General features: G+C 66.8%; 25 protein-coding genes, 1 tRNA gene and 1 pseudogene. 16 read left to right on the plus strand and 11 right to left on the minus strand.

Annotated features, from left to right (window positions below):
* The first annotated feature begins 34 nt into the window (after nucleotides 1-34).
* Both QE449_RS07030 and QE449_RS07035 read left to right on the plus strand, forming a co-directional pair.
* The gene (locus QE449_RS07030; protein WP_307108534.1) at nucleotides 35-766 is read left to right on the plus strand and encodes a DsbA family protein; all 732 of its coding nucleotides are present in this window, start codon (nucleotides 35-37) and stop codon (nucleotides 764-766) included.
* A 50-nt stretch (nucleotides 767-816) separates the two neighbouring features.
* Nucleotides 817-1,350, plus strand: a complete 534-nt coding sequence (locus QE449_RS07035; protein WP_027505520.1) for a vitamin K epoxide reductase family protein — start codon at nucleotides 817-819, stop codon at nucleotides 1,348-1,350.
* Here QE449_RS07035 and QE449_RS07040 read toward each other — a convergent pair.
* From QE449_RS07040 to QE449_RS07050, 3 genes are all read right to left on the minus strand, one after another.
* Complete coding sequence (locus QE449_RS07040) at nucleotides 1,347-1,517, minus strand: hypothetical protein (RefSeq protein ID WP_156388475.1); 171 nt, start codon at nucleotides 1,515-1,517, stop codon at nucleotides 1,347-1,349. The genes QE449_RS07035 and QE449_RS07040 overlap by 4 nt on opposite strands.
* 10 nt (nucleotides 1,518-1,527) lie before the next feature.
* On the minus strand, nucleotides 1,528-3,471 hold the full coding sequence (locus QE449_RS07045) for a cytochrome c oxidase assembly protein (protein WP_307108535.1): 1,944 nt from the start codon (nucleotides 3,469-3,471) through the stop codon (nucleotides 1,528-1,530).
* A gap of 103 nt (nucleotides 3,472-3,574) precedes the next feature.
* A complete protein-coding gene (locus tag QE449_RS07050) occupies nucleotides 3,575-4,279 on the minus strand; it encodes a DUF5134 domain-containing protein (RefSeq protein ID WP_307092032.1) in 705 nt (234 codons plus the stop codon).
* A 260-nt stretch (nucleotides 4,280-4,539) separates the two neighbouring features.
* Here QE449_RS07050 and QE449_RS07055 point away from each other — a divergent pair, with 260 nt between their 5' ends.
* The 8 genes from QE449_RS07055 (at nucleotide 4,540) to QE449_RS07090 (ending at nucleotide 11,906) form a co-directional block, all read left to right on the plus strand.
* A complete protein-coding gene (locus QE449_RS07055; protein ID WP_307108536.1) occupies nucleotides 4,540-5,580 on the plus strand; it encodes an ABC transporter substrate-binding protein in 1,041 nt (346 codons plus the stop codon).
* A complete protein-coding gene (locus QE449_RS07060; RefSeq protein WP_056076119.1) occupies nucleotides 5,570-6,634 on the plus strand; it encodes an iron ABC transporter permease in 1,065 nt (354 codons plus the stop codon). Before QE449_RS07055 ends, QE449_RS07060 begins: the two co-directional genes overlap by 11 nt.
* Nucleotides 6,631-7,206, plus strand: coding sequence for an ABC transporter ATP-binding protein (locus tag QE449_RS07065; protein ID WP_307108537.1), 576 nt, complete (start codon nucleotides 6,631-6,633; stop codon nucleotides 7,204-7,206). The genes QE449_RS07060 and QE449_RS07065 overlap by 4 nt, the downstream gene beginning before the upstream one ends.
* 66 nt (nucleotides 7,207-7,272) lie before the next feature.
* Nucleotides 7,273-8,247 (plus strand): IS481 family transposase, encoded by a 975-nt coding sequence (locus QE449_RS07070; RefSeq protein WP_307108538.1) that lies wholly within the window; start codon nucleotides 7,273-7,275, stop codon nucleotides 8,245-8,247.
* 14 nt (nucleotides 8,248-8,261) lie between these two features.
* Entirely contained in the window at nucleotides 8,262-8,510 is a 249-nt protein-coding gene (locus QE449_RS07075; RefSeq protein WP_307108539.1) for an ABC transporter ATP-binding protein, read from the plus strand.
* Nucleotides 8,511-8,512: 2 nt separating this feature from the next.
* Nucleotides 8,513-9,730: an MFS transporter gene (locus QE449_RS07080; protein ID WP_307108540.1), complete on the plus strand. Its 1,218-nt coding sequence runs from the start codon at nucleotides 8,513-8,515 to the stop codon at nucleotides 9,728-9,730.
* Nucleotides 9,727-10,959: a cytochrome P450 gene (locus QE449_RS07085; protein ID WP_307108541.1), complete on the plus strand. Its 1,233-nt coding sequence runs from the start codon at nucleotides 9,727-9,729 to the stop codon at nucleotides 10,957-10,959. The genes QE449_RS07080 and QE449_RS07085 overlap by 4 nt, the downstream gene beginning before the upstream one ends.
* Nucleotides 10,956-11,906 (plus strand): isocyanide synthase family protein, encoded by a 951-nt coding sequence (locus QE449_RS07090; protein ID WP_307108542.1) that lies wholly within the window; start codon nucleotides 10,956-10,958, stop codon nucleotides 11,904-11,906. Before QE449_RS07085 ends, QE449_RS07090 begins: the two co-directional genes overlap by 4 nt.
* A gap of 97 nt (nucleotides 11,907-12,003) precedes the next feature.
* On the opposite strand, the gene QE449_RS07095 is transcribed toward QE449_RS07090, so the two are convergent.
* The 7 genes and pseudogenes from QE449_RS07095 to QE449_RS07120 all read right to left on the minus strand — a co-directional run bounded on the left by QE449_RS07095 (nucleotide 12,004) and on the right by QE449_RS07120 (nucleotide 17,283).
* Nucleotides 12,004-12,351 (minus strand): SgcJ/EcaC family oxidoreductase, encoded by a 348-nt coding sequence (locus QE449_RS07095; protein WP_307108543.1) that lies wholly within the window; start codon nucleotides 12,349-12,351, stop codon nucleotides 12,004-12,006.
* A 178-nt stretch (nucleotides 12,352-12,529) separates the two neighbouring features.
* Nucleotides 12,530-13,024, minus strand: a pseudogene (locus QE449_RS21425) (acyl-CoA dehydrogenase family protein); the annotation flags it as partial.
* Between the two features lie 629 nt (nucleotides 13,025-13,653).
* The gene (locus QE449_RS07100; RefSeq protein WP_307108544.1) at nucleotides 13,654-14,682 is read right to left on the minus strand and encodes an LLM class flavin-dependent oxidoreductase; all 1,029 of its coding nucleotides are present in this window, start codon (nucleotides 14,680-14,682) and stop codon (nucleotides 13,654-13,656) included.
* A 139-nt stretch (nucleotides 14,683-14,821) separates the two neighbouring features.
* Nucleotides 14,822-14,904 (minus strand) — tRNA-OTHER (locus QE449_RS07105).
* 298 nt (nucleotides 14,905-15,202) lie between these two features.
* On the minus strand, nucleotides 15,203-15,373 hold the full coding sequence (locus QE449_RS07110; protein WP_155957004.1) for a hypothetical protein: 171 nt from the start codon (nucleotides 15,371-15,373) through the stop codon (nucleotides 15,203-15,205).
* Nucleotides 15,370-15,585 carry a hypothetical protein gene (locus QE449_RS07115; protein WP_261769312.1) on the minus strand — a complete coding sequence of 72 codons (216 nt, stop codon included), beginning with the start codon at nucleotides 15,583-15,585 and terminating at the stop codon, nucleotides 15,370-15,372. Before QE449_RS07115 ends, QE449_RS07110 begins: the two co-directional genes overlap by 4 nt.
* A gap of 396 nt (nucleotides 15,586-15,981) precedes the next feature.
* Nucleotides 15,982-17,283 (minus strand): alpha-hydroxy-acid oxidizing protein, encoded by a 1,302-nt coding sequence (locus QE449_RS07120; RefSeq protein WP_307109690.1) that lies wholly within the window; start codon nucleotides 17,281-17,283, stop codon nucleotides 15,982-15,984.
* Nucleotides 17,284-17,986: 703 nt separating this feature from the next.
* On the opposite strand from QE449_RS07120, the gene QE449_RS07125 reads away from it, so the two are divergent.
* The 4 genes from QE449_RS07125 (at nucleotide 17,987) to QE449_RS07140 (ending at nucleotide 20,997) form a co-directional block, all read left to right on the plus strand.
* Nucleotides 17,987-18,706 (plus strand): alpha/beta fold hydrolase, encoded by a 720-nt coding sequence (locus tag QE449_RS07125; protein ID WP_373425208.1) that lies wholly within the window; start codon nucleotides 17,987-17,989, stop codon nucleotides 18,704-18,706.
* 197 nt (nucleotides 18,707-18,903) lie between these two features.
* The gene (locus tag QE449_RS07130; RefSeq protein ID WP_027505531.1) at nucleotides 18,904-19,107 is read left to right on the plus strand and encodes a three-helix bundle dimerization domain-containing protein; all 204 of its coding nucleotides are present in this window, start codon (nucleotides 18,904-18,906) and stop codon (nucleotides 19,105-19,107) included.
* Between the two features lie 582 nt (nucleotides 19,108-19,689).
* Complete coding sequence (locus QE449_RS07135; RefSeq protein WP_155957006.1) at nucleotides 19,690-19,950, plus strand: hypothetical protein; 261 nt, start codon at nucleotides 19,690-19,692, stop codon at nucleotides 19,948-19,950.
* A 90-nt stretch (nucleotides 19,951-20,040) separates the two neighbouring features.
* Nucleotides 20,041-20,997: a hypothetical protein gene (locus tag QE449_RS07140; RefSeq protein WP_307092056.1), complete on the plus strand. Its 957-nt coding sequence runs from the start codon at nucleotides 20,041-20,043 to the stop codon at nucleotides 20,995-20,997.
* A 172-nt stretch (nucleotides 20,998-21,169) separates the two neighbouring features.
* Here the strand turns inward: QE449_RS07140 and poxB are convergent, their stop codons facing one another.
* Entirely contained in the window at nucleotides 21,170-22,903 is a 1,734-nt protein-coding gene (gene poxB / locus QE449_RS07145; RefSeq protein WP_056448978.1) for a ubiquinone-dependent pyruvate dehydrogenase, read from the minus strand.
* Between the two features lie 226 nt (nucleotides 22,904-23,129).
* Here poxB and QE449_RS07150 point away from each other — a divergent pair, with 226 nt between their 5' ends.
* Together QE449_RS07150 and helR are read left to right on the plus strand one after the other, a co-directional pair.
* Complete coding sequence (locus tag QE449_RS07150; RefSeq protein ID WP_307108545.1) at nucleotides 23,130-23,330, plus strand: helix-hairpin-helix domain-containing protein; 201 nt, start codon at nucleotides 23,130-23,132, stop codon at nucleotides 23,328-23,330.
* A gap of 125 nt (nucleotides 23,331-23,455) precedes the next feature.
* Nucleotides 23,456-25,567, plus strand: coding sequence for an RNA polymerase recycling motor ATPase HelR (gene helR / locus QE449_RS07155; RefSeq protein WP_307092058.1), 2,112 nt, complete (start codon nucleotides 23,456-23,458; stop codon nucleotides 25,565-25,567).
* Nucleotide 25,568 lies beyond the last annotated feature (1 nt).

The following is a 25,568-nucleotide window of genomic DNA, read 5'->3' on the forward strand; positions in this document are numbered from 1 at the left end:
CCATCACCACTCCACGAAAAGAGAGAACCACATCGTGTCCAAGACCGACCGTGTCCAGCGTAATGCGCTGGCGGAAGCCGAACGCAGACGTTCGGTGCTCATCCGCGCCGGAATCACCGCCGCCCTGGTCGTTTTCGCGCTGGTCGTGGGCATCGTGGTCATCTCCGGCCGCGACACCCCCGGCGCAGCGGCTGCGCCGGCGTCGGTCACCGACACCGGCGCCCTGCGCGCAGCCGAGCCCGACGTCGAGACCCTCGGCGGCGGGCAGACACCCACACGAGTCCTGACGATCTACGAGGACTTCCAGTGCCCGAGCTGTCGAGCCTTCGAAGCCACCTTCGGTAGTGCTCTCGACGAGCTCCGCACGAGCGGGGCCGCGGCGATCGACTACCACCCGATCGCAATTCTCGACAGGATGTCGACCACCGACTACTCCACACGCGCTGCCAACGCGTCCCTGTGCGTGGCTGATTCGTCGATGGACAACTGGCTGCGCTTCCATTCGTCAGCCTACGAACAGCAGCCCGCCGAAGGTGGTGCCGGACTGACGGACGATCAGCTCACCGAGATGGCCGTGGCGGCGGGTGCACCCGAGACGGTCGGCGAGTGCATCGCCGACGGAACCCACACCGACTGGGTCGCCTCCTCCACCCAGTCGGTGCTAGAGACCAACGTGAATTCGACTCCGACCGTCCTGCTCAACGGCGAACCCCTCCAGCTGACAACCCCCGAGGCGCTGACCGCCGCCGTGCTCGCGATCTCGTGACCGACGTCCTCGCGAGCACCGAGGTGTCCGGACGCCCCCCGCTCGGCCGCATCGCGGGCGGGGGGATCCTCGTCGCCGGGGCGATCGGACTCCTGGCGGCGCTGGTGTTGGTCATCGAGCGATATCGGCTGTTGCTCGATCCCAGCTATGTACCGTCCTGCAGTCTCAACCCGGTTCTGTCGTGCGGGTCGGTGATGACCACGCCGCAGGCCGAGCTGTTCGGCTTCCCCAACCCCATCCTGGGAATCCCCGCGTTCACGGTGGTGGTGGTGACAGGCGTCCTCTGTCTCGGCGGTGTCCGTGTCCCGCGGTGGTACTGGGCAGGGTTGGCGATCGGACTGTCGGCCGGGGTGGTGTTCGTGCACTGGTTGATCTTTCAGAGCCTGTACCGGATCGGCGCACTGTGTCCCTACTGCATGGTCGTGTGGGCGGTCACAGTGCCGCTGTGGGTGGTCGCGGTCTCCCGCGCGACGCAGTGGGCACCGTTCGTCAGATGGAGATGGACCATCGTCGCCCTCTGGTTCACCGCAGTGATCCTGCTGTGCGGGGAACGATTCCTCGACTACTGGCAGACCCTGCTCTAGCTCGGATGCGGCACTGTCCCGGCCGCATCGACGGCCACGACCACCGCGAGCAGGGCAATCGCCAGGATTCCGACCAGTCGCGCGTCCCGCCGGTGTTCGACCCGTGCTCCCAACCACGACGCCAACGCGACGAGAACGACGAGAACCACGAGATGGACGTCGATCATGCGCGCACGTTCACCTTCGCGTTCTGGACAACTGGGCCAGCATCGCGTTGTAGGCCGCGAGCTCGTCGTCGTCGGTGCGATCGGCTGCCCGGTCCTCCCGCACCTCGGTCTTCCTGTCCTGGCGCGCCCACTGCGTCACCAGAGCGAGGACGACCATCACCAGCGGGACCTCGCTCGACGCCCACGCCAAGCCCCCGCCGAAGCGCTGGTCACTTGCGAGGTCCTGGACCCAGGGGAGGTCGAGGTATCGGTAGAACGTACCGCCGATGAGACGGTCCATCGTCATCACCGCGATACCGAAGAACGCGTGAAAGGGCATGGCCGCGAACAGCAACGCCAGCCGACCGAGGTGCGGTAGACGCTTCGGGCCCGGATCGATCCCGATGATGACCCAGTAGTAGAGGTATCCGGTGACGATGAAATGGATGTTCATGAGTTCGTGACCCCAGTGGTACCGCACCAACTCGTCGAACAGTGGGCTGAAGTACACCGCGAACGGCGAGAGCACGAACAGTCCGACGGCGACAGCCGGGTTGGACAGAACCCGAAGTAGCGGTGAATGCACGACCATGACGATCCATTCGCGCGGCCCGGGGGCGCTGCCGTCCCGCGCGGCCGGCAGCGCACGGAGCGCGAGAGTGACCGGCCCGCCGAGAACGAGCAGCACAGGAACGAACATGTTCAACGTCATGTGCACGCCCATGTGGACGCCGAACATCGCCGAACCATAGGCGCCCACCCCGGAACTGGTCGCCACCAACAGGGTCAGGCACCCTGATGCCCAGGCGACGGTGCGTCCGAGCGGCCACATGTCGCCGCGCCTGCGCAGGCGGACGACGGCCCACCCGTACAGCCCGGCCAGCAGTACTGCGCCCGCACCGGTGACGAAGTCGAAGCGCCAGAACGACGCGAACTGCGAGAGTGACGGGGGACCGGTGGGCTGAAACCCGAGGAAGACGTCGTAGACGGTGGACGCGGTGATCAGAAAAGCCGGAGCAGGCCGCACGGCCATGAGCACGACCAGCGCCCAGACGGACACCAGGATCACCGACGACGCCTGTGCCGACACTCGCACGTACCGATCGGACGGAGGGCGCCGAACAGCCGCAGTCACGGCGAGGACCGAGGAGACCAGGACGAGTGCTCCTGCCACGAGGGCGAATCGGCCGTACTCCGACGTGAACACAGCTGCCGGCGGAAGGAGGATGACGGCCACCACGATGGCCGGTCCCACGGTGAGAACCGCCGCGCACGAGGCGACGACACGATGCCGGGACACGGCCAGGTCGCATTCGCGCGCGTCGCGTCCGTCCACGCGCAGGATCATCGAGCGCAACGAGATCGCGGCGCCGGTCCACACGGAGAAGGCGACCATCGCCACGATGACTGCGCTGGTACCGATGTCGTGATCGCGGCCCTGCCCGGCGTTGCCGATCACCCAGGCCGGGAGAATCCCGATCACGGAGACAGCGGCCGACGCGGCTAGCGGTACCCAGTTCAGAGTCCAACGCGTGAGGACGACCACGGCGAGAGCGGCGACTGCGCTCACCATCCACGCCTTCGGTGCCTCGTTCGGCGCCACGAGGTCGAGAAGTGCGCCGCGCCGCACGGCATCGCCCAGACCGATCCCGGTGGCATCCGCCGCGGACACCGGAATCAATGCTGCGGACGACATCAGCCAGACGGAGCTGGAACGCGCGGCGATCAACAGTGCCGCATAGCCCTCCGGGCCGATGCGCCCGGACTTGGTGACCCGTGTGCAGGTGAGTGCGTGCACCAGCGCCCCGAGCGTGACCGCGCCGGACAGGGCAGCGACGAACCGCAGCACCACGTACAGCTGGGAGGTGACGATGCCGGGATACGAGTCTCCGCTCGCGAGGTAGCGGGTGTCACCGGAGACCGCGGTGACCGACACGACGAGGCCGACTGCGACGACGATCGTCGCAGTGAGCACATGGGTCGACAGTGTGCGAGAGGGCCGCGACGACGCGTCTCCTGACGAACGCATCCCCGGTGTCATCGGCCGCTGCACTGGTCACGGTGGGTCGAGGAAGACGTCACATCACTCCCATCATGATGGCCATCCCGCCGGCCATGGCCACCTCGCACGCGGCGGCGACGGTCTGCGGCTGGTACACGCGTCCCACGGTGGCCACTGCACCGCGCTCCGCGGTGGTGGGGGCCAGGGCGGCGTCCTGTTCGACTGCGAACATGCGGTGGAGCCAGAGGATCGCGGCCGCGGCGAACGCCAGCGTCAGAGCGAAAGATACGAGGGAGACCCACTCCGAACCCGCGCTCGTCCGAGCAGAAGTCTCCATCGCCGCGTGATGGGCGTGCGCGGACGCGTCACCAGCCATCGAATCGCCACCGGAATGATCGTGTGCGGCGGTGTCGGGCAACCACCCGGCCATGACGACCACCATCCACACCATCGCGGCCATCATGAATGCGTGATAAGCGGCCATCACGGGACCATGACGACCGACGTCCACCCGTCGCCGCACACTCGCGAGAACACCCTGCGCGGCCGTGAACACGAACCACAGGGTGGCCGCACCGAAGAAGACGCCCTGGGGGAGCAGGGGTACACCGAGGCCCCACGGCCACGCCATCGCGATCATCGCCACACACATCGCCAGGTGCAGGCCATGATCGATCACACCGCGGGTCCGCCCGACGTGGGCCAGCCGCGACACGCAATAGCCGGCGGCGGCGACGAACAGGGCCGTACAGATCCAGCGCAACGTGCCATCGGCGATCACGACCGGTCCTCGTCCACGATCGAGGTGGGCATCACACGTGGCTGCATGCGCGGTTCGTTCCTCTGCTCGGGCCGCACGGGCGCGTAGGCCCGTGATCGTCCACCAGTGGTCGGGTGCCGCGTACCGAAAGTTCCCGACAGTCCCGGTTCGACTCGACGACCGCGCTCTCGAAGCCGAAACCGATGCACCACAACCGCACTCGTCCGGACGAATTCCCGACGGAGGGGAACCCGACCGCGCCCACAGCCGACTACCGAGGCATGAACACTCGTACCTTCTCGACGGCGCTCGTCGCTGTGGCCCTGGTGGCGTCCGCGTGCACACGGACCGTGGACGCACCCGATCCGACGGCGGACGGAGGTGCCGTCCGGCCCGCGCCCTTCCCCGTCACGGTGGCGGACTGTACCGGTGAGCCCACCACGTTCGACGGGCCACCGGCGACGGTGGTGACAGCCAATCTGGCCGCACTCGAGCTGGTGATCCGTCTGGGGCGGGCGGACAGTGTCGCCGGAACCGGGTGGGCGTCCGGAGTGTCCACGCTCCCGGACGACGTCCGCGAGGCCGCGGAGACGGTTCCCGTGTTGTCGACCGGTGGCATTCCCAAGGAGGTCCTGCTCACCACCGGAGCGCAGGCGTACATCGACGCCTTCGGATCGATGCAGATGATGGGGGGAGACGGATTGTCCGAGGAGGAGATGACCGCTGCCGATATGCGACACGTGGTGCTGTCGTCGAGTGCCTGCGCAGCGACACTCCAGGGTGCCCGCACGGACCTGGACGCCGTCTACCGCGACATCGAGAGCATCGGCGCGATCCTCGACGCATCTGCCCCCGCAGCCGACCTCGTGGCCGACATGAAGGACACGATCGCCGAGGTCGCCGTCGCACATCCACCGCGGGACGACCGACCGACAGTGTTCTACTACTCGCCGGACCACACCACGCAGGGGATGACCACGGTCGGCGGTAAGCAGATCGCGAACGCCATCTACGAATTGGCCGGAGCCCGTAACGCATTCACCGACGATGCGACGAGCATGCGACCCGTGTCCTGGGAAGACGTCATCGCCGCCGACCCTGATTTCATCCAGATCGCTGTCAGGAACAAGGCATCCGCCGCGGAGCAGTCCGCCGCGTACGCTGCAGCGCTCGAAACTCTCCGCAGCGATCCGCGAGCGCGTGACCTTCGCGCCGTCCGCGAGCAAAGTTTCATCGACCTGGGTGCGGAGGAGACCACGCTCCCCGGCATCGCCAACGCGGCCGCCGTGGCGACCATCGCGAACGCCGTCGATGGTTCGTGACCGCGGTGCCGCGCTGCTCACCGGCGCCACCACGGTCCTGCTCGTCGCGGGATTCACACTGGCGGTGAGCTACGGATCGACGTCGGTTCCCGTGTCGACCGTGTGGTCGACCGTTCGAGGAGGTCTGCTCGGTACACCCTTCGCCCCCGGCACGATCGATCTCATCGTGTGGCAGGTGCGCATTCCACGCCCCATCCTCGCCGTCGTCGTGGGTGCCGGTCTCGGGACGGTCGGGGTCGCCGTGCAGGCGCTGGTGCGCAACGATCTCGCGGATCCGTACCTCCTCGGTATCTCCTCGGGAGCCTCCGTCGGTGCCGTGTGGGTGTTGGTGTTCGGGGGTGGCGTCGTCGGGACGCTCGCCGGCATCATCGGATCCGCGGTGGTCCTTCCCGTTGCGGCGTTCCTCGGTGCTCTCATCGCCCTCGCGGTCGTGTGGTCGGTGACCAGAGCCGCGGGCGGCATCGGCGGAGCCTTCGGGCCCACCCGACTCGTCCTGACCGGAGTCACCGTCGGCCAGATCCTCACCGCGATCACCAGTTTCATGGTGCTGCAGACCGACGACCAGGCGCAGACCCGCAGTGTCCTGTTCTGGCTGATGGGCTCGCTCGGCGGGGCCACCTGGTCGCAGCTACCTGTCACCGTCATCGGGGTCGCACTCGGCGCGGCAGTGCTCTACGGCCGTGCCCGCCACCTCAATGCTCTCGCGCTCGGCGACGAGACCGCGTCCTCTCTGGGCATCTCCGTGCTCCGTGTCCGCCGGGAGGTGTTCGTCGTCGTAAGCCTGATGACGGGGGTCATCGTCGCCGTGTCGGGAGCGATCGGATTCATCGGGTTGCTCGTCCCTCACCTGTGCCGCTTCGTCGTCGGCGTCGACCATCGCCGGCTGCTTCCCGCCGCGGCTCTGGTCGGGGCGACGCTGATGGTGTTCGTCGATCTGTCGTGCCGTGTCGCAGCGCGTCTAGTTCATCAGGAACTGCCCGTGAACGTGGTCACCGCCGCGCTCGGAGGCCCGGTCCTGCTCGTACTTCTCATGACACGGACCGGCCGCCCATGACCGACACCGGACCACCGCCCGTGCCGCTGTCGATCGAGAAGTTGTCGGTTCGACTGTCCGGCAACGACATCGTCTCCGATGTCTCCGTCCTCGCTCGGGCAGGGTGCATCACCGGGATCGTCGGACCCAACGGCAGCGGCAAGTCGACCCTGCTCCGCACGGTCTACCGCCACGTGTCACCGACGCACGGGCGCATCGTCGTCGGTGATCGCGACCTGTCGACCATGTCCACCGAAGCGTCGGCCCGCCTCGTCGCCGCGGTACCGCAGGAACGACAGGGCGCACCGGGTGCGACCGTACGTGACGTCGTCGCCCTCGGCCGGATCCCGCACCAGTCGAGCTTCCGCCGCGAGTCGTCGGAGGACCGCGCGGTGATCGATCGAGCTCTCGCCGATGTGGAGATCGAGGATCTCGCAGCCAGGACCTTCCAGTCGTTGTCCGGTGGGGAGAAGCAGAGAGCGCTGCTGGCTCGATGCTTCGCTCAGGGGGCCGGGGTGTTCGTGCTCGACGAGCCGACCAATCACCTCGACCTAGCTGTAGTTCTTGTTGAGGTTGTGAACGGCGTGGCGTGAGTCGATGAGGGAGGGCCTCCGGTATCGGTGTGGTTACCACACACACCCCGACCACCAGAGGCCCTCATGACACACGCTAACGCCTACCTCACCCCTCGGGGACGGTTGGACCTGGCACGCACCATCGTCGACACCGGCTGGACCGTCCGCCGCGCCGCCGAACGATTCCAGTGCTCACCCGCCACCGCATCGAAGTGGGCGCGGCGTTACGCCGCCGGCGGTGCCGCGGCGATGGGCGACGCCTCCAGCCGCCCACACCGCAGTCCCACCCGCACCGACCAGCGCACCGAACGCCGAATCATCAACCTGCGCTTCACCAGGCGGTGGGGACCTCACCGCATCGCCTACCACCTGCACCTGGCCCGCTCGACCGTCGAAGCAGTACTGCGCCGATACGCGATGCCGTTGCTGTCGCACCTGGACCAGAACACCGGACTACCCGTCCGCCGACTGCGGGCGCAACGCTACGAACACCCCACCCCCGGCGATCTGGTGCACGTCGACATCAAGAAACTCGGCCGCATCCCCGACGGCGGCGGGCACCGCAAGTTCGGCCGCACGATCGGAAACCGGCACAACAAGAAGCAGAGCCTCGGATACTCCTACGTCCACCACGCCGTCGACGACCACTCCCGGCTCGCGTACTCCGAGATCCTCACCGATGAACGCAAAGAGACCGCCGCAGCGTTCTGGACCCGCGCCCAAGCGTACTTCGCAGCGCACGGCGTCACCGTCACCCGAGTGCTCACCGACAACGGATCCTGTTACCGCTCAACACTGTTCGCCGAAGCGCTCGGAACTGTGGTCCACAAACGGACCCGCCCGTACCGGCCGCAGACCAACGGCAAAGTCGAACGGTTCAACCGCACCCTCGCCGCCGAGTGGGCCTACGCCCACACCTACTTGTCCGACGAAGCCCGCGCAGCGACCTACCAGGACTGGATCCACACCTACAATCACCACCGACCCCACACCGGCATCGGTGGCCAGTCACCTATCGACCGCGTCCCCGTACGCAACGTCCCCGGGAACTACACCTAGCGCACCAGGTACAGATGCTGGCGCTGCTCGAGCGCACGGGCTGCACGTGCCTGATCACGCTGCACGATCTCGGCGTCGCCGCTGCGGTGTGCGACGAGGTGCACGTGTTGTCGAAGGGCGCCATCGTGGCGTCGGGTCCGCCCTCGGCGGTCCTGACCGGTGCGCTGCTCCGAGACGTGTTCGGCGTGCGTGCGGCAATCGGAAGACATCCGCTCACCGGAGGCGTCCAGATCTCGGTGGACTATCTGAGCGAAGCGACGTGACGGTGAGCCCGATCGTCCGCAGCGGTGACCGTTGGATCGTCGTCGTCGCTGCCGGGATTCTCTCCTTCACGGCGATGATGGAGATGTCCGCGTTGAATCTCGCACTGCCGGCGATCGCCCGACACACGGGGACGACGACGACGGTCGCGCAGATCGCCATCATCGGATATCAGGCGATGCTGACGATCTGCCTGATTCCGGCCGGGCGTTTCCTCGCCGCGCACGACGCGCGCCGCACTGTCCTCGGCGCACTGACTCTCTTCGCGGCCACCGGAGTGCTCGCCGCGTTCGCGCCCGGCGACGAGATCGGCATCGTGTGGACCACGGCGTGGCGAACGCTGCAGGGTGCGGCGGCGGCGGTTCTGTTCGTCTGCATGCCGCTGCTGTCGACGGGAGCGGTGTCCCCGCAGCGTCGAGCTCGTGCCCTGAGCGTGACCACAGGACTCGGGTCACTCGGGATCGTGATGGGCCCGGTTCTGGCCGGTCCGCTCATCGACAATTTCGGTTGGCAGTCCGCGCTGCTCCTCAAGATTCCGGCGTGTGTCGCCGCCGGGTGGATTCTCGCGCGGACGCCGCCGGGGTCGCGCGCCGGGGCACGTGGCCGACCGCCGCGGAGCGACGGTGGCCGGCCCGAGGACGAGTCGCCGACGAAGTACATCGTGCTGGCTGTGGGTCTGGTCGCGAGTGCTGCATCCGTGGTCCCGCTGGGGGTGTCGATCGCCCTGCAAGCGGCAGGCGGGTCCGCCACCGACGCAGCGATGGTCATCATCGTCCAGGCGGCCGCCATGGCTGCGGTCGGTCTCGTCGCGGGCATGCTCGCCGATCGCATCGGACCGTCTCGACTCGTCGTGATCGGGGTTGCGGCGGTGACTGTCGGACTCGTCGCGATGGTCCTGCACCGCGGCGACTGGAGCATCGGCGAGCTGGCATGGCGATTGGCGCTGGTCGGGGTAGGCATGGGGCTTTACGGAGGCCCTGCGCAGGCGTGGGTGATGTCCTCGGTCGCTCCGGCACGGGCCGCGATCGTGGCATCGCACATGCAACTCGCCAGAACCACAGGCTTCATCGTCGGGCCTCTCATCGCGGCGTCGCTCTGGACGGCGCCCGTCGTACCCAATCCCGCTCTCACCGTCGCCGCCGCGGTCGCCGCGTGCGCCGCCATCCTGCTTGCCCACCACCGAACTCACCATCGCACCACGTCACGAGAGGACACCCGATGACAGACCGCACCCTGCTGGACGGATCTCGCTACCGCGCCGACCCGTATCCGCTGTTCGCAACCCTGACCTCGTCCGGGACCGTGCACGCGGTCTCCTTCCCGGCGCTCGACGCCTGGCTGATCACCGGACACGCCGCTGCACGACGTGCGCTGACGGACCAACGACTGGGGAAAGACCACGTCAGAGCGAACTCCGAGTTCCTGGCCAAGGCGTCGATCATGCCCGAGCCGCAACGATCCCGGCTGCAGAAGCACCTGCTCCACAGGGACGAACCGCACCACACACGGATGCGATCACTGGTCACAGACCACCTCTCGGCACGCCGATCCGAAGCCCACCGCGATGCGATCAGAGCCGACATCGATGCTCTGATCGACGCGATGCCGGCGACGGCCGACGATCGATCGGTGGATCTGGTCGCTGCCGTCGCCGAGGCGCTGCCGATGCTCGCCCTCGCTCGCGCGATCGGGCTACCGGATCATCTGCGGGACCGATTCGAGCCCGAGTGGCGGACCGTCGTCGCTCCGGTTCCGCCAGGACACCCGCGACGAGAGCGCTACGAGAACAACCTCGTGGAACTGCAGGACTACATCGACGACGTGGTACGCGAGGCCCGTGACGAGACCGTGCTCGGCGACATCGTTCGCGCCGCCGACGCAGCGATCATCACTGTGCAGGAACGAGACTCGATGATCTTTCAACTGTTCGCCGCCGGCCAGGATCCGGTGGCCGCACAACTCGAACTGGCCCTCGTCGGAGTACTCGAACGCCCGGCCGTTCTCCAGCAGCTTCGGAACCACCCCGACCTCGTACCGTCCGCCGTCGAAGAGCTGCTCCGCCACGATTCGGCCTTCAATCTGACGACGTGGAGGTTCCTCGAGGCGGACGATCACATCGAAGGTGTGGCGGTGCCGGCCGGTGACTCGGTCATCGTGGCTCTGGGAGCGGCCAATCGGGACCCCGAGGTCTTCGAGTGTCCTCACGACGTGCGCATCGACCGATCGCCGAATCCGCACCTCGCATTCGGATACGGGCGTCATGCGTGCCCGGCAGCGGGTCTGGCGCGCGTCGAGCTGCAGGAAGCGTTGACGGCATTGATCATTCGCTTGGACGGGCTCATGCCTGCTTACGACCGCAACGACGACCTCGACTGGTCGAGTTCACCGATCACCCGGGCTGTCGCCGCGCTGCCGGTGCACTACTCGTGCCGACGGAGTGCGAGCGCATGACCGTCACGCTTCCCCGTCATCTGAGAGACGACGTGACGATGGCGGAGAACATTCTCGAGATACTTCTCGGTCGCCGCCGCGCGGTGCCCGGCGAGGCACCGACCGCGGTTCCGGCAGCGCTCGAGGCGTCGACGCAGTTCGCGCAGATCATGGCTCACGTTCTGCAGCAGCGTCCCATTCGGATGACGCTGCCCGCCTTTCCCTGTAAGTCGCCGAGTCCGGACAAGGTGTGTGGAGTTCTGCCCGACGAAGGAGAACGTCTCGCCCTGATGGAGCTCGATGATCTGTGTCGGCGCATCGGCGAGATCTACGAACCGGGGGCGACACTGACCATCTGCTCGGACGGTCACGTCTTCGCCGACCACATCGGTGTGGACGACGGCGCCATCACCGAGTACGGCACCGCCCTGCTTGCACTCCTCGACGCCCAGCGCCTCGGCCATCTCGAATGGTTCGATCTCGGCGCACTCTGGCCGGGTCGCACCTTCGAGGACAAACGAACACTGCTCGACACCGCCTGGTGTGACGGACCCGAGGAGGTTCGAGCACGCGCCAGACACGACGAGGCAGCCGCGCGGCAGCTCAGAGGGGTGATCAAGTTCCTGGCCGAGGACGCTCCGAGCGGTGACGGCCACACCAGGTCGTACCGACATCGCCGAGCGAAGATCGCTGCGCGACACGTCGTGTCGCGAAGTCAAGGGTGGGGTCGGGTGATCGCCGCGCACCTTCCGAATCACGTGCGTCTGTCGATTCACCCGCAACCGCGCGGAGCGGACAAGCTGGGGATTCGACTGCTCGACCATGCTGATGCGTGGACCACGCCGTGGCATTCCGTGGTTCTCTACAACGCCGATGGAATGCCTGAACTGGTACGCCACGAACACGCGCGGCGCTGCGGCATCCCTCGATTACGCGACGGACGCATCTCGCACTACGTCGTGACGTGACTCAGACAACCCCTTCGGCCGGTCCTGCAACCGCCCCCTGCGGCGGTTGCAGGACCGGCCGAAGGGGGCGTTCGTGACAATCCGCGGGGATGTGCTGTCAGGAACCGGCCCAGACGCAGTCGATGAAGAACCGCCATCCGCCGTCGGATCCGCGGTGGGCCACGTCTGCGCTTCGTCCCGTCGTCTCGGCCGAGGTTCCGTCCGGCCCCACCGCGGTGATCGTGTAGTCGTTGAGAACGAGGGCGTGGTCACCTACCTGTTGGACCCACGTGACAGTCGACTTCACGCTCGGTGGCGGATCGACCATGGCGGTCACCACTGCCCTGATCTCGTCTGTTCCTCGTGCCACAGTCCCGCACTCCGGTGAGAACGTGGCATCGTCGTCGTACATCGACATCAATCCTTCGACGTCGCCTGCATTGAGGTACTGCGAGTAGATGCGCACCAGGTCGGTGGGTGTCGCAGCCTTCTCGTATGTGACTGGGGGGTGGACATTCAGTTCCCTCTCTCATCGGATGGACGGTGTAGGTGGTCGGCTCAGAAGTAGGGGTCACGTGCGGGCGGCTCCAGGCCGAGTTCGAGGCACCGTAGAACTCGCCGACGGTCTGGAAGTTGAAGACGACATGGGTGGCGATGGCATGGGCGTCTCGCCATGCTCGCTGGATCGGGTTGCTCACGTACATTCCGCGCGCCCCGGCCATGCGCTGCATTCGATCGAGGGCAGAGAGGATCACCTTGACCGAGTAGACGTTGTCCCGTCGGCACTCGACGCGCGTCTTCAGATCCAGAGCGGCGGGATTCAAAATTCGACGGCCGGTGCGCTCGAGCAGCAGCTGAGCGGAGTCGAGTTCGACTGCGGTCTCCGTGAGTTCCGCCTGTGTGGAGGGATGCTCGGCAACCCCGGCGCCGGTCACGCTGGAGGCGCGGGACTTGGTCCATTTCCCGGAGGTACTCGTAGGCGCCGCGGGCCGCGCCGAGTGCGACGTACGCGGCGTTGTACGAGAAGCCGGGGGCCAGGGGAACCTGGTACAGCGAGCTTCCGAGGGACTCGACGCCCGGTCCGACGCCGTCACGGGCCCACTCGAACGGCATGACCCGGTGGGTGGGAACGAACGCATTCTCGACGACGGTGTCGTGGCTGCCGGACGCGGACAGGCCGACGTTGTGCCACGTGTCCTCCCACGTGAAATCGCCCGGGGCGATCAGGAACATGTGGAGCTTGGGCGGTGTCTGGCCTTCGATGAAGGCCCCCAGGATGGTCCACTCGTCGTGGATGATGCCGCTGCTCCACGGCCAACGGCCGTCGAGCACGTAGCCTCCGTCGACGGCTTTCGCCTTGCCCATCGGAGCGAAGATTCCGCCGATGCTGACATCGGGTCCGTCGGACCAGACGTCGGCCTGTGCCTGCTCGGGGAAGTGGGACAGAAGCCAGGAATGGGCACCGAGGAACGAGGCGAGCCATGCAGACGAGGTGCAGCCTCGGTACCCCCGACGGGGGACTGCTGCGCGGCGGTGTCCGAGGAACACGACACGGCAGCGACAGCCAGAACGACGAATACCGCTGCGACAGGGGCGCGTCCGGCGGCAGTGCGCGAGGAGGGAGTGGGAACGGTGACGGGCGGTGTCCACCGGTACGCACAGTTGTTCCCAGGTGCTCAGTGGCGACCGAAGTCGGGACCACTCGGGTGCCGTAGATGCCCAACCTGCCGTGCGACGGTTGGGCAGCTCGTGATGATCAAGCCCACGGTCAGAGATCGGCCACCAGCGGTGCGACCTCCGTTCCCAGTAGCTCGATGCCGCGGAGCAGATCACTGTGAGCCAAGCGGGGATTGGTCATCTGCAGGGACAGCCGATCCACACCGCCGAGCTGTTCGCCCACTCGCGCGATCTTGTCGGCCACCGTCTGCGGGTCACCCATGAAAAAGGCACCGTTCGGTCCGGACGTGGCATCGAATTGCGCTCGGGTCGGTCGCGCGAATCCTCGCTCCCGCGAGATCTTCGTGAACATTTCGTTCCACCCGGGGTAGATGGTGTCCGCCGCCGCCTGCGTGCTCTCCGCGACGAACCCGAACACGTGCAGGCCCACCTTCAGCTTCTCCGGCGCATGACCTGCCTGTGCACCCGCGCGGCGGTACAGATCGACGAGCGGCGCGAACTGGCGCGGCTCACCGCCGATGATCGCGATCATCAGCGGCAACCCCAACAGACCTGCGCGAGCGAATGATTCGGGACTGCCGCCGACACCCACCCAGATCGGCAGAGGATCCTGCATGGGACGCGGATAGATGCTCTGCCGCGTCAGCGCCGGCCGGTGCTTGCCCGACCACGTCACCTCGACGTTGTCCCGGATCTGCAGCAGCAGCTCGAGCTTCTCGATGAACAGCGAGTCGTAGTCGGCCAGGTCCAGACCGAACAAGGGAAACGACTCGGTGAACGAGCCGCGGCCCACGACCAGATCCGTCCGCCCCTTCGAGATCAGATCCAGGGTGGCGAATTCCTGGAAGACTCGCACCGGATCGTCCGCACTGAGTACCTTGACCGCACTGCCCAGCCGGATTCGTTCCGTGCGAGCTGCCGCGGCCGCCAGGATGATCGACGGAGCGGAATCGTAGTACTCGCTGCGGTGGTGCTCGCCGATCCCGAACGAGAAAAGACCCACCCGGTCGGCGAGGGTGATCTCCTCGAGCAGATGCTCCATTCGCTCGGCAGCGCCGATCACGCGGCCGTCGGTCGGGTCGGTCACGGAGGACACGAAGCTGTCCACACCTACATGCATTGCTGAACCTCTCGGTCGGGGCCACGACGTCGACCCTGGTTTAGTTTACAAGTCAACCATCTCGACCGAGAAACTGTTCCCAGGGCTACCCACCTCTCCGCGCCCCTGATCGGCACGGCTGCTGATCAGGGGCCCTTTGTGGTGCGCCCACAGGGACTCGAACCCCGGACCTTTACTGACACTCGACGGCTATGCCGCCCCGCAACCTGGCACCCGGGGCGCCAACTGGGACAAGAACACAACACAGCTCGACGAGCACCGCCTCGCGCAGTACAGCCAGACACAGCTACCTCTACCGAGCCGGAAGAAACACTCCATGACCGAGCCTCTCAGCTTCAAGGTCGTGGTATCGAGACGGCGGCGATACGCCGCAGCGACGGATGGACCGTGTACAGCCCTTCTCGGGCTGAGCGCACTGATCGGTCGGTTCCCGAGCAACGCCACAGCGAAAGACAAGTGTTCTACGCCCGCTGCGCCAGTTGGTGTTCACCTTCCAAGCAGCCGCTGCACCGCTGGAAGGTCAGGTCAAATCAGGCGGTGGCGTGGTGGGACGGCCGGCAGCAGTGTCGCGAAGCCACTGCGGTACCTCTCGTCCGCTTCGCTCGCGGATGGCGATGGAGGCGCGGGCAGCGGCAGCAGCCACCCTGGGCCGCTCGGCCGGTCGGTCACTGCGTTCCTCGGTGGCGGTCATCGGGGGTCCTCCTGCTGCTCGCTCTGGCTGTCAGTGTCCTCGGTTTCGGTCGGCGGCACCAGCGCCCGCCGTGCCGCTGCACGGTCGGTGACAGCGACCAGAACGTCTTCCTCGGTCCTGGTGGTCAGCGCCGAGTCGGTGACCGTGGCGTAGATGTCCCGGCCGAGTTCGGCCTCGTCGCCGTTGTCACTGGTGTGCGTTCGAGGCACCATGTGATGCGTTGCCAGGCCTGGGCGCGCTTGTCTGCGACAGTGCGTTGTCGGACGGTGAGAGGAACGCCGACGACGGCGAGGACCAATAGACGAGATGTGGTACGTCGTCTCCATGCACGTCGCTGGGGTCCGGTCGTACCCGAGGGTGTCGGCGTGGTCATGGTGGCGTCCTGTATTCACTCGGCCGCGGCCCGAACGGCCTCGCTCGCAGTGCGTTTGGGTGGTCTTGCTGTTCCGTCTGTGGGCGATCGCCTTGATGATCGGAGCTGAGCTGCGAGTGATCGGCACACCGGGATGCCGGACGGCGGTTCGCCGTCCAGGGTCTGTTGTAGTCGCGAGGAGAGTAGGGTTCGCGCCGCGGCTCCGTCGTGGCTCACTGCGCTGCACTCGATCGTGTCATGGTGCTCGCCACAGGGAGTCTCGATCGATGCTGTCGGGTGAGCAGTGGCCGGCGAGTGCCATGACGAGGTCGAATTCGGCAACGATATTGGCGACGACGTCGGCGGCACCGGCGGCACCGGCCAGAGCGAGTCCGTACATGTGCGGTCTGCCGATGCACACGGCGTCGGCGCCCAGGGCGAGTGCCTTGAACACATCCGACCCTGATCGGATTCCGGAGTCGAACAACACCCTCACGCGTCCGTCGACTGCGTCGACGACCCCCGGCAAAGCGTCAGCGGCTCCGATCGCTCCGTCGACCTGTCGTCCCCCGTGGTTGGACACCACGATTGCGGCGACGCCGAGATCGACGGCGCGTCGGGCGTCGTCCGGATGCAGAACGCCTTTCAAGACGATCGGCAGGGACGTGCGGTCCTGCAGTCCGGCGATGTCGTTCCAGTTCAAGCTTTCTCGCGAGTAGATGTCGGTGAACGTCGTCACCGCGGTGCGCGGCTCGGGCGACAGGAGATTGGCCACGGTGCTGCCCGGTGCGTTCCGTGCGATCGAGAACAGGGTGGACAGCGCGGACAGTGCACTCGACGGGCCCGTGATGGGGAGATTCGGCTTTTCGGCGCCGGCCGCCAGGCGCTCCGCGACGATCGAACGGAACCGAGCATCCGAGGTGTATTGGCTGATGCCGATGCCACGTGAGAACGGTAGCGATCCAAGGTTGAGGTCCTGTGGTCGCCATCCCAGCAGTGTCGTGTCGAGGGTCACCGTGATCGCGCTGGCACCGGAGCGCTCGGCCCGCGTGAGCAGGGAATCGACCAGGTCGTCGTCGGTCGACCAGTAGAGTTGGAACCACCTCGGGGACCCGGGCGCGATCCGGTCCATGCCGGCAGCGACCTCCTCCATCGCGACGGACCCCTGGTTGGAGAAGATGTAGGGAAGTCCCAGTGTGGCGGCGGCTTGGCCGATCAACAGATCTGCCTGTCGATGAACTGCGCCCCCGGCTCCGACCGGAGCGAACAACACGGGTGCCGGAAGCGTGAGGCCGAGGAGTTCGCTTTCGGTGGTTCTCGCAGACACGTCCCGAAGGACCCGAGGCACGATGTTCCACCGATCGAGAGCGCGGCGGTTGTTGTCCATCGTGGTGCCGGAGCCGGCCCCACCCGCAATGTAGGCACGCGCTCGGTCGGACATCTTCGTGAGTGCACGCCGTTCCAATCCCGGGAAATCCGTGGGAACAGTCGGTGTTCGTCCGGCCACCCCCGCTGTGTAGATGTGGTTTTGGCGTTCGCGTCCGGTGGAGAGTGGCATGTGCGGATCCGTTCCCGAGTCGTGGCCCACTTGGTCGGCATTGCCGTCGACCGATCGATGGTGCGTCGGCATGGCGGGGACGGTACACGAGCTCGGATTAGCGAGGAATGCGCAGCTCAAGGGTGTGCAGCGGCACAAATTCGGTGAGGTGCCCGTGTGCGCGGTTGCCCTTGCGTCCTCGTCCGCCTCGTCGTTCACCTACAAGGTTGTGCGCCGTCTCGTCATGAAAGCCGTTGCCCGTGCGACCGGGGTACCTGACAGCAATGATTCCCGACTGCTATTGCGGTCTCATCGGAACCGTGATGGTCCCACATGGTCATGTGACTCTTGATCCACGCTACTGAGGTGGGATTCATGGTCCCACTGGATTACCGAGTTCGGCCGGGGACAGTCACTGGGTCCGGGGTTCGAGTCCCTTCTGGTTCAGATGCTACTCACTACTATTTTTCGAGACCGTGGACCACAGGTCTGACGGCGAGGTGCCGATGTGACGTCGACACGGCGTGCCTGTCCGGTGATGAGTTCGGCAGCGCACCCGAGTCGACACGGCATGACTACACACACGCTCGCCGTTTCCGGCGCCACCATCACCTACGACGTCCATGGTCCACTGACCTCGGATACACCCCTGTTGCTCATCGGTTCACCGATGGATGCGAGTGGGTTCACTACGCTCCGTGAGCATTTCATCGATCGACCGGTCGTGACCTACGACCCACGCAACACCGGCCGCAGCGTCTGTGGCGAACCCACGGCTGCGGTCACGCCGTGGCAGCACGCCGCCGATCTGGATGCGTTGATCACAGCGCTGGGGTCCGGACCTGTCGACGTGTTCGCGTCGAGCGGCGGCGCGGTCAACGCCCTCGTCTGCGTCGAACGCCGGCCGGGCGCGATCCGAACTCTCGTCGCCCACGAGCCACCCGCCGGTGGTGCACTCGCTGACCACAACCACATCTCGGCTGCCTGCACGCACATGGTGGAGTCCTACGACGCGGCGGGGACGGGGCCGGCGATGGCCGAGTTCATCCGCCTGGTGATGCACCGCGGTCCTGTCGACGACGCGTACCTCGCATGGCCGGCGCCGGGCCCGGCGCAGTTCGGACTCCCGACCGAGGACGACGGTTCTCGTACCGATCCGCTGATGTCGAACATGCGTGGACTGGGCGTCGATTACGTGCCCGACGTGGAGCGTCTGACGGCAGCGTCGACTCGCATCGTCATCGCGGTAGGCGAAGAGTCCGGTGGGCCTGAGGACGGCGAGATGGCCGGTCGCGCAGCGTATGCGGTCGCCCGGCTGTTGGGCCAGGACGCTGTCGTCTTCCCCGGCGGACACCAGGGGTTTCTCGGTGGTGAGTACGGTCAGACGGGCCGGCCCATCGAGTTTGCCGCAGCGCTCCGGACGTGGTTGGACTGTGCTGGATGAGGCGTGCCCGAGTCTGGGTGCGGCAGCAACGGCAACTGCAGCACAGTCGGATTCTCAGAGCGAAAAGCACGCGAAGTGACCCGGCAGTCGGAGAACCTGCGCACGAGGTTCGCGCTCATTGCCGAGTGATCGTTACTGCTGCGAACAATATCGTCGAAACGTTGACTCGGTCCCGATACGAGGTCGATTCTGAGTAGATGACAACCACCAACGAATCGGAGCATCTCGCGGCGGTGCAGGACCGGCTCACCGCCGCCCTGCCCGGGGTGAGCCGACACGACATCGAACAGACCGTGGCGGCTGAGTACGCCCGCTTCGAGGGACGCTCGGTGCGCGACTTCGTGCCGCTGTTCGTCGAGCGCAACGCACGAGAGGCACTGCGCTCCGTCGCACCGCACTGACACCACCTGTCGCACAGCAATACACGGCCGCCCAGAACGCGGGCGACCGTGCACGGTGCGGCCATTCACCGATCGGATCGCGCTTGCTGCGGCGCGGATCAGATCGGCCCGGGGTGTGTCAGCTGAAGAAGCTGAGTCCGTCGAGGAAGTCGCCGCTGCCGCCGAAGATGTCGGACAGGGCGCCGAGGAAGTCGACGAAGCTTGCGAGGTCGGTGATCATGGGAGCTCCCGTGGTCGAGTGGTGGTGGCAGGAATGCCTGTTCATTGGTACCGAGCATTGGTGAACGAACGGTGGATCATCGGTTGTCCCAATGGGGTTGCCGCCGTGAACGGTTCCGATCAGACCGGGGTGATCACCAGCAGCTGAGCCCAGTACGCGGCGGTATGCTCACCGAGGTAGGGGAGCAGGGTGTCGAAGAGGATGTAGGACAACGGGGGACTCCTCGGGTCGGGTCGTGGTGGGGCTGCGCCGAGTGAGGGGTGCCCGCTCCGCGGGTAGTCGGAGTGGCGGTGCGGTGAACAGCGGGTGTCGACTCGGCTCACCGCCGGGTGGGACGGCTCGTCGGCCGCGATGATGGTGCGATGAGCACGAGTCAGGCCGAGGGCCTTCGCGGGATGATCGAGTTCGCGCGTCGGTGGTTGCCCTACGGCGGCGGTCCTGACGAGGAAATCCTCGTGACGTTCGGTGTCCCCGGGTATCAGTTCCACGAGCGGCTCGCTCGTGTCCTCGACAGCGGAGACCCGACGGTGGCGCAGGCGTTGTCGGCGCCCGAGATCGCGGCGCTGCGCCTGCAGTGCCGTACCCGCTCGCTGCATCGTCACAACGTCCCCGCCTGGCAGTGACCCACTGGTCCTCGAAACGTTTCGTCAGCTGCCGCTGAGTCGTCCTCGGCGAGACTCACCGCGACTGCGCGAGGTGGGATGCTTCCGGCCGTGACCGGTCGACATGTGGGACTCGCGTTGTTTCTGGTGGTGACGGTTGCTCTCGCGTCCTACGGCGTCCTGACCACTCCTGAGCCGAGGTCGGTCGCCGAGATCGGTTCGGCCGATCACTTCGTCTGCGCGTTGCCACAGGACGTCGGCGGCTATCTGGCGCCCCCGCCGCCGCAGCAGAGCGTCGCTCCCCGTCCGGCGCGGGGCACGGTGCCCGAGGGGTTCGAGCCGGTGGCAGCCGTGGTGTGCGACATCGGTATCGGAGACCATGTCGAGGCCGACGGGACCGTGACCTACGTCGAACGCCGCTACGCCGGGGACTTCGGCAGCGCCGTGCGGGAGCTGAACGGGCCGCCCACACGTCGCTCGATCTTCGACGCCGAATGTCTGGCGTCCGTGCTCGCTGCGGCGCCGGTCGACATGTGGCTCGTCGACGTGGACGGCCGCGCCGTACAACCGTCGTACCCGCGTGGTGACTGCGGCCTGGACAACACCCTGGGACTCGCCGAGGTTCTCGAGCTCCCGAAGGTAGAGGCCACCGAACACAGCGTCCGCCTCGATGCTGCCGGTATCACCTACTTCTACTCGTGCTCGCCGATCGTCTCGACACCGGTGCCGGGGTCTCGGTCGCTACTCGACCTGACGTTGACACCGTCCGGGTTCTGCCGCTTCGACACCGCCGGACCCGATCTGATGTTCACCGGAGCGGATCGGTACGAATCCGAGCCGTCCCTCGACTGGAACGCCGCCCTCATCGACGTCGAGCCCGCCGGTCCCTGCGGTGAACGCGGGACATCGCTGGCGACCACCTCGACGCAGTCCACGATCGGGGACGAGTTGGTCATGATCGACGTCCACATCGAACTCGACGGGTGCCGGCGCATCCTGGGCGACGGCTTCACTCCGTTGTCGGCGCCCGCCTCTGTCGTCGACTCGATCGTCAGCGCAGCGTCGTGACCTGACGTCTGTCGGCCACGTCGGGTCGAGCCCTGACGGCCGTGGTTTCCGTTGATCGCCGTTCACAGAGCAGAACGTGGTTGGGGCGCACGTTTCACCACTCGACGCCTGCATGGTTGCGCGTCGACCACGACCGTGGCATCGGATCACGCCAGTCCGGCCAGCAAAGCTCTCAGTCGAAGATCCGCCGACGGACATTGGTGTCCGCGAGGTCCACGAGTTCGTCGGCCCGGCCGGACAGGATCGTCCGAATGCCGTACAGCGTGAACCCCTTTGCCTGCTCGAGGGTGATCTTGGGAGGAATGGAGAGCTCCTGTGCCGCGGTGACGACGTCGATGACGGCGGGACCGTCGTACGCGAACGCGTCGATCAGAGCCGCCTCCAGATCCTGCGGCTTCTCCACTCGTCGGCCGAACATCCCCAGAGCCTGTGCCACAGCGGCGAAGTCGGGGTTCTTCAGGTCGGTGCCGTAGTTGACGATGCCGGCAGCCTTCATCTCGAGTTCGACGAAGTTCAACGACGAATTGTCGAAGATGATGACCTTGACCGGCAGACCGCTCTGCATCAACGTGATCAGCTCACCGAAGCCCATCGTCAACCCGCCGTCGCCGGCGAAGGCCACCACCTGCCTTCCGGGCTGAGCGGTCTGCGCACCGATCGCCAACGGGAGCGCGCAGGCCATCGATCCGTGATTGAACGACCCGAGCAATCGGCGCTTGCCGTTCATCGTCAGGTACCGGGCGGCCCACACGACAGGCGACCCCACGTCGACGGTGAAGACGGCGTCGTCGTCTGCCAGCTCGTTCGCCATGCGCGCCAGATACTCCGGCCGGATGGGTGTGCGGTGCCGGTCGTCCACAGCGAACGAATCGAGATTCTTGCGTGTCTTGCGATAGTGCTTGACCGATGTGTCCAGATGCTTGCTGTCCGTCTTGGCGTGGACACGGGGGAGCAGAGCGTCCACGGTGTCGGCGACGGTACCCACCAAGCCGACGTCCAGGGTCGCTCTGCGGCCCAGGTTCTGGCCGCGGATGTCCACCTGGATGATCTTTGCGTCGTCGGGATAGAAGTTGCGGTACGGAAAGTCGGTGCCCAGCATGAGAAGAACGTCGGCATGCGAGATCGCGCGGTACCCCGAGGCGAAGCCGAGCAGCCCCGTCATCCCCACGTCGTAGGGATTGTCGTATTCGACGTGCTCCTTGCCGCGCAGTGCGTGCACGACAGGAGCCTGCAGCGCGCCGGCGATCTCGAGCAGTTGTCGATGCGCACCCGCCACACCGGCGCCGGCCAGAATGGTGATGTTGTCGGACGAGTTCAGGATCGACGCCGCCTCGTCGAGCGAGGCATCGTCGGGACGCACGTGGGACGTGGTCGCGCGGATGGCCGGGGTGGCCTTTCTCTGTTCGGCATGCGCCAGCAGCACTTCGCCCGGGACGACGACCACTGCGACACCGCGTTCTTCGATCGCCGCCCGCATCGCCATCGCGAACACGTGTTCCGCCATCTCCGGGTCACTGACCAGCTCGCAGTAGACACTGCATTCCTGAAAGAGGTTCTGGGGGTGAGTTTCCTGGAAGTACTGCGATCCGATCTCGCTGCGCGGGATGTGCGCCGCGATCGCGAGCACGGGGACACGGCTGCGGTGCGCGTCGAACAGCCCGTTGATCAGGTGGAGATTGCCGGGCCCACAACTGCCGGCGCACACCGCGAGTTCGCCGGTGATCGCCGCGTCACCGGCTGCGGCGAAGGCGGCAGTCTCCTCGTTGCGGACGTGCTGCCACGTCATGCCGTCGTTCCGGCGGATCGCGTCGGTGAAGCCGTTCAACGAATCGCCCGGAAGACCGTAGACGTGGGTCACGCCGCTCTCGGTCAGGGTCTGCACGAAATGGTCTGCCACGGTCGCCATGGCGAACAGTATGCGCCGGATCCGCACCGGAAGCGTCGTGGAACGAGTGACCGATCGTCCTGGCTCGGACACTCGTGGAGATCGGTGAGGACCGGGGAAAGCGCTGTGGGCGAATACGCAGCAGGTGCCCGGGCGAGCTCCGGGGACAGCCGGGCCTATGTCGTCCCGGGGAGCGTCAGAATGGATCCATGCAGAGAAAGACGACGAGCGGAAGGCGGTGAGCAGCATGACGAACGACGCGCCGACCGATCGTGGGCCCGTGTTCGACGGTGTCCGCATCGGTAGGCCTGCGACGGGCGCGTTGATCGACGCCGGGTATCGCACGGTGCTCGACCTTCCGGCGGACCTCGCGGTGTTGTTCGCGCTGCACGGAGTGGGGCCGTCGGTGATCAGGCGGTTGGCCGAGGCGCGCTACGATCGGCGTTGACGGGAACGATCCCTTCCACCTCCAAGATATAGCGCACGGTGGGGCTTGCGGCAAGCCCCCGCGGTCGGCGCAGAATGGCTCGCTCGATGCCATGAACTGCACGTTTCCCCGATCGGAGCCGACCTGTGGACACCGTGTTCGCCCTGCCCCCGCACCGCCGAGCCAAGGCCGACCCCGCCTCGATCGCGGCGGATGATCGACATCTCGCCAGAATCGACGCGGCCCTGCGTCGGTCCCTCGCGGATCTCGAACGACGCCTCGCCCGGACTCGCGCCGCCCCTGGCCGATCCGGCCAGGACGCGATGGAACGCGACCTGGAGACACATCGGCTCACCGCCGAGATTTGCGCAGTGCGACGTGTCGGGCGGGACATGTGTCTCGGGCGACTCGTGCCGGCGGACGGAACGGAGCCGGTGTACGTCGGGCGGCGCGGACTCCTCGACGAGGCCGGTCATCCACTGCTCGTCGACTGGCGCTCACCAGCAGCAGCACCGTTCTTCGCCGCGACCCCGGCACGTCCGATGGGTGTTGCCTGGTGTCGTCGCTACCGGTGGACCGGAGGACGAGTGAGCGACTTCTGGGACGAGGTGTTCACCGCCGAGATCTTGCACGGCGCCGTGGCATTGGACGATCGGTCGGCCTTCGTCGCCGATCTCGGGGCGGCGCGGTCGTCCCGCATGCGCGACGTGCTGGGCACCATCGCCGCGGACCAGGATGCGATCGTCCGCGCTCCGTCCCGAGGAGTGCGTGTGGTGGACGGCGGCCCCGGAACGGGAAAGAGCGTGGTCGCGCTGCACCGTGCGGCCTACCTTCTGTACGCGGATCCGCAGGTCGGGCACCACCGCGGCGGGGTCCTGGTGATCGGACCGCACGAGCCCTACCTGTCGTACGTCGCCGACGTGCTTCCTGATCTCGGAGAGGACGGTGTCCGGGTGTGCCTGCTCGACGAGATGGTTCCCGAGGGCCGGAATGCAGTCGCAGAGAGCTCGCCACGCGCCGCCGCGGTGAAAGGCTCCGCGTCGATGACGGAGACGATCGATCGCGCGATCCGCTTCTACGAGACACCGCCCGCGAACGACATGGTCGTCGAGACCGAGTGGGGTGCAGTGCTGCTCCGGGCAACCGACTGGGCGGAAGCCTTCGCGGCACCCGACGCGGAGACTCCGCACAACGATGCGAGAGAGGAGATCTGGGCGGCGCTGGGCGACATCGTCGTCGACCGCCTCGCCGGCGACGTGTCGGACGCCGAGCTGACGTCGTCGCTGCGGGAGATCGACGAGCTTCGCGACTGCGTCGAGTCGTCGTGGACGGTGATCGATGCTCCCGATCTCGTCGCCGACCTCTGGGCCGTGCCGGCATACCTACGCCAGTGCGCGCCCTGGTTGGACGAGGACGACAGGGCCGCGGTCCGCAGAGACCTCGGTGCTCCCTGGACGACAGCGGATCTCCCTCTTCTGGACGTCGCTCGTCGCCGCCTCGGAGACCCACGGGCGACGACGATGCGCGTGCGCCGTGCCCTGACGATCGCCTCCGAGCGTGCGCGCCGACGCGCGGTGGTCGACGATCTCGTCGAGTCCGACGATTCGGAGCTTCGCGTCATGTCGATGCTCCGCGGCGACGACCTGCAGAACGTGCTGGACGAGACCGAGTTCTCGACGGGCGAACCGGATCGGCTTGCTGGTCCGTTCTCCCACGTCGTCGTCGACGAGGCCCAGGAACTGACGGATGCGCAGTGGCAGATGGTCCGTGCCCGCTGCCCGTCGGGCAGTCTCACGGTGGTGGGTGACCGGGCGCAGGCCCACAGCGGTTTCCCGGAATCCTGGGAGGCGCGGCTGGCGCGTGTCGGATTCACCGACGTGGCGGTGTCCACGCTCGACGTCAACTACCGCACACCGGCCGAGATCATGGCCGCGGCCGAACCGGTCATCAGAGCGGTCCTCCCCGACGCGAACGTGCCTCGTTCGGTCCGCAGCACCGGGGTGGGCGTTCGCCAGGCCGGAGTGGACGACCTGGACGCGATTCTCGACGAGTGGGCCGCGGCCGGTGAGGGCGTGGCATGCGTCATCGGTGTGCCGGCTCGGCCGGACACCGAGCGGATCCGTTCTCTGAGCGCACGGTCGGTCAAGGGGCTCGAGTTCGATCTCGTCGTCCTCGTCGAGGGGCCGGGTGTGGACAGCGCCGTCGACCGATACGTGGCGATGACGCGGGCGACCCGGCAACTCGTGGTGCTGAGCTGAT

This window comes from Rhodococcus sp. SORGH_AS_0303 (assembly GCF_030819335.1).
Taxonomy (GTDB): domain Bacteria; phylum Actinomycetota; class Actinomycetes; order Mycobacteriales; family Mycobacteriaceae; genus Rhodococcoides.

Coding starts and splice junctions, on each gene's coding strand:
- QE449_RS07040 (WP_156388475.1), bottom strand. CDS start 1,517: ATGATCGACGTCCATCTCGTGGTTCTCGTCGTTCTCGTCGCGTTGGCG.
- QE449_RS07055 (WP_307108536.1), top strand. CDS start 4,540: ATGAACACTCGTACCTTCTCGACGGCGCTCGTCGCTGTGGCCCTGGTG.
- QE449_RS07060 (WP_056076119.1), top strand. CDS start 5,570: ATGGTTCGTGACCGCGGTGCCGCGCTGCTCACCGGCGCCACCACGGTC.
- QE449_RS07065 (WP_307108537.1), top strand. CDS start 6,631: ATGACCGACACCGGACCACCGCCCGTGCCGCTGTCGATCGAGAAGTTG.
- QE449_RS07070 (WP_307108538.1), top strand. CDS start 7,273: ATGACACACGCTAACGCCTACCTCACCCCTCGGGGACGGTTGGACCTG.
- QE449_RS07075 (WP_307108539.1), top strand. CDS start 8,262: ATGCTGGCGCTGCTCGAGCGCACGGGCTGCACGTGCCTGATCACGCTG.
- QE449_RS07085 (WP_307108541.1), top strand. CDS start 9,727: ATGACAGACCGCACCCTGCTGGACGGATCTCGCTACCGCGCCGACCCG.
- QE449_RS07090 (WP_307108542.1), top strand. CDS start 10,956: ATGACCGTCACGCTTCCCCGTCATCTGAGAGACGACGTGACGATGGCG.
- QE449_RS07100 (WP_307108544.1), bottom strand. CDS start 14,682: ATGCATGTAGGTGTGGACAGCTTCGTGTCCTCCGTGACCGACCCGACC.
- QE449_RS07110 (WP_155957004.1), bottom strand. CDS start 15,373: ATGACCGCCACCGAGGAACGCAGTGACCGACCGGCCGAGCGGCCCAGG.
- QE449_RS07115 (WP_261769312.1), bottom strand. CDS start 15,585: ATGGTGCCTCGAACGCACACCAGTGACAACGGCGACGAGGCCGAACTC.
- QE449_RS07120 (WP_307109690.1), bottom strand. CDS start 17,283: ATGCCACTCTCCACCGGACGCGAACGCCAAAACCACATCTACACAGCG.
- QE449_RS07130 (WP_027505531.1), top strand. CDS start 18,904: ATGACAACCACCAACGAATCGGAGCATCTCGCGGCGGTGCAGGACCGG.
- QE449_RS07135 (WP_155957006.1), top strand. CDS start 19,690: ATGAGCACGAGTCAGGCCGAGGGCCTTCGCGGGATGATCGAGTTCGCG.
- poxB (WP_056448978.1), bottom strand. CDS start 22,903: ATGGCGACCGTGGCAGACCATTTCGTGCAGACCCTGACCGAGAGCGGC.
- QE449_RS07150 (WP_307108545.1), top strand. CDS start 23,130: ATGACGAACGACGCGCCGACCGATCGTGGGCCCGTGTTCGACGGTGTC.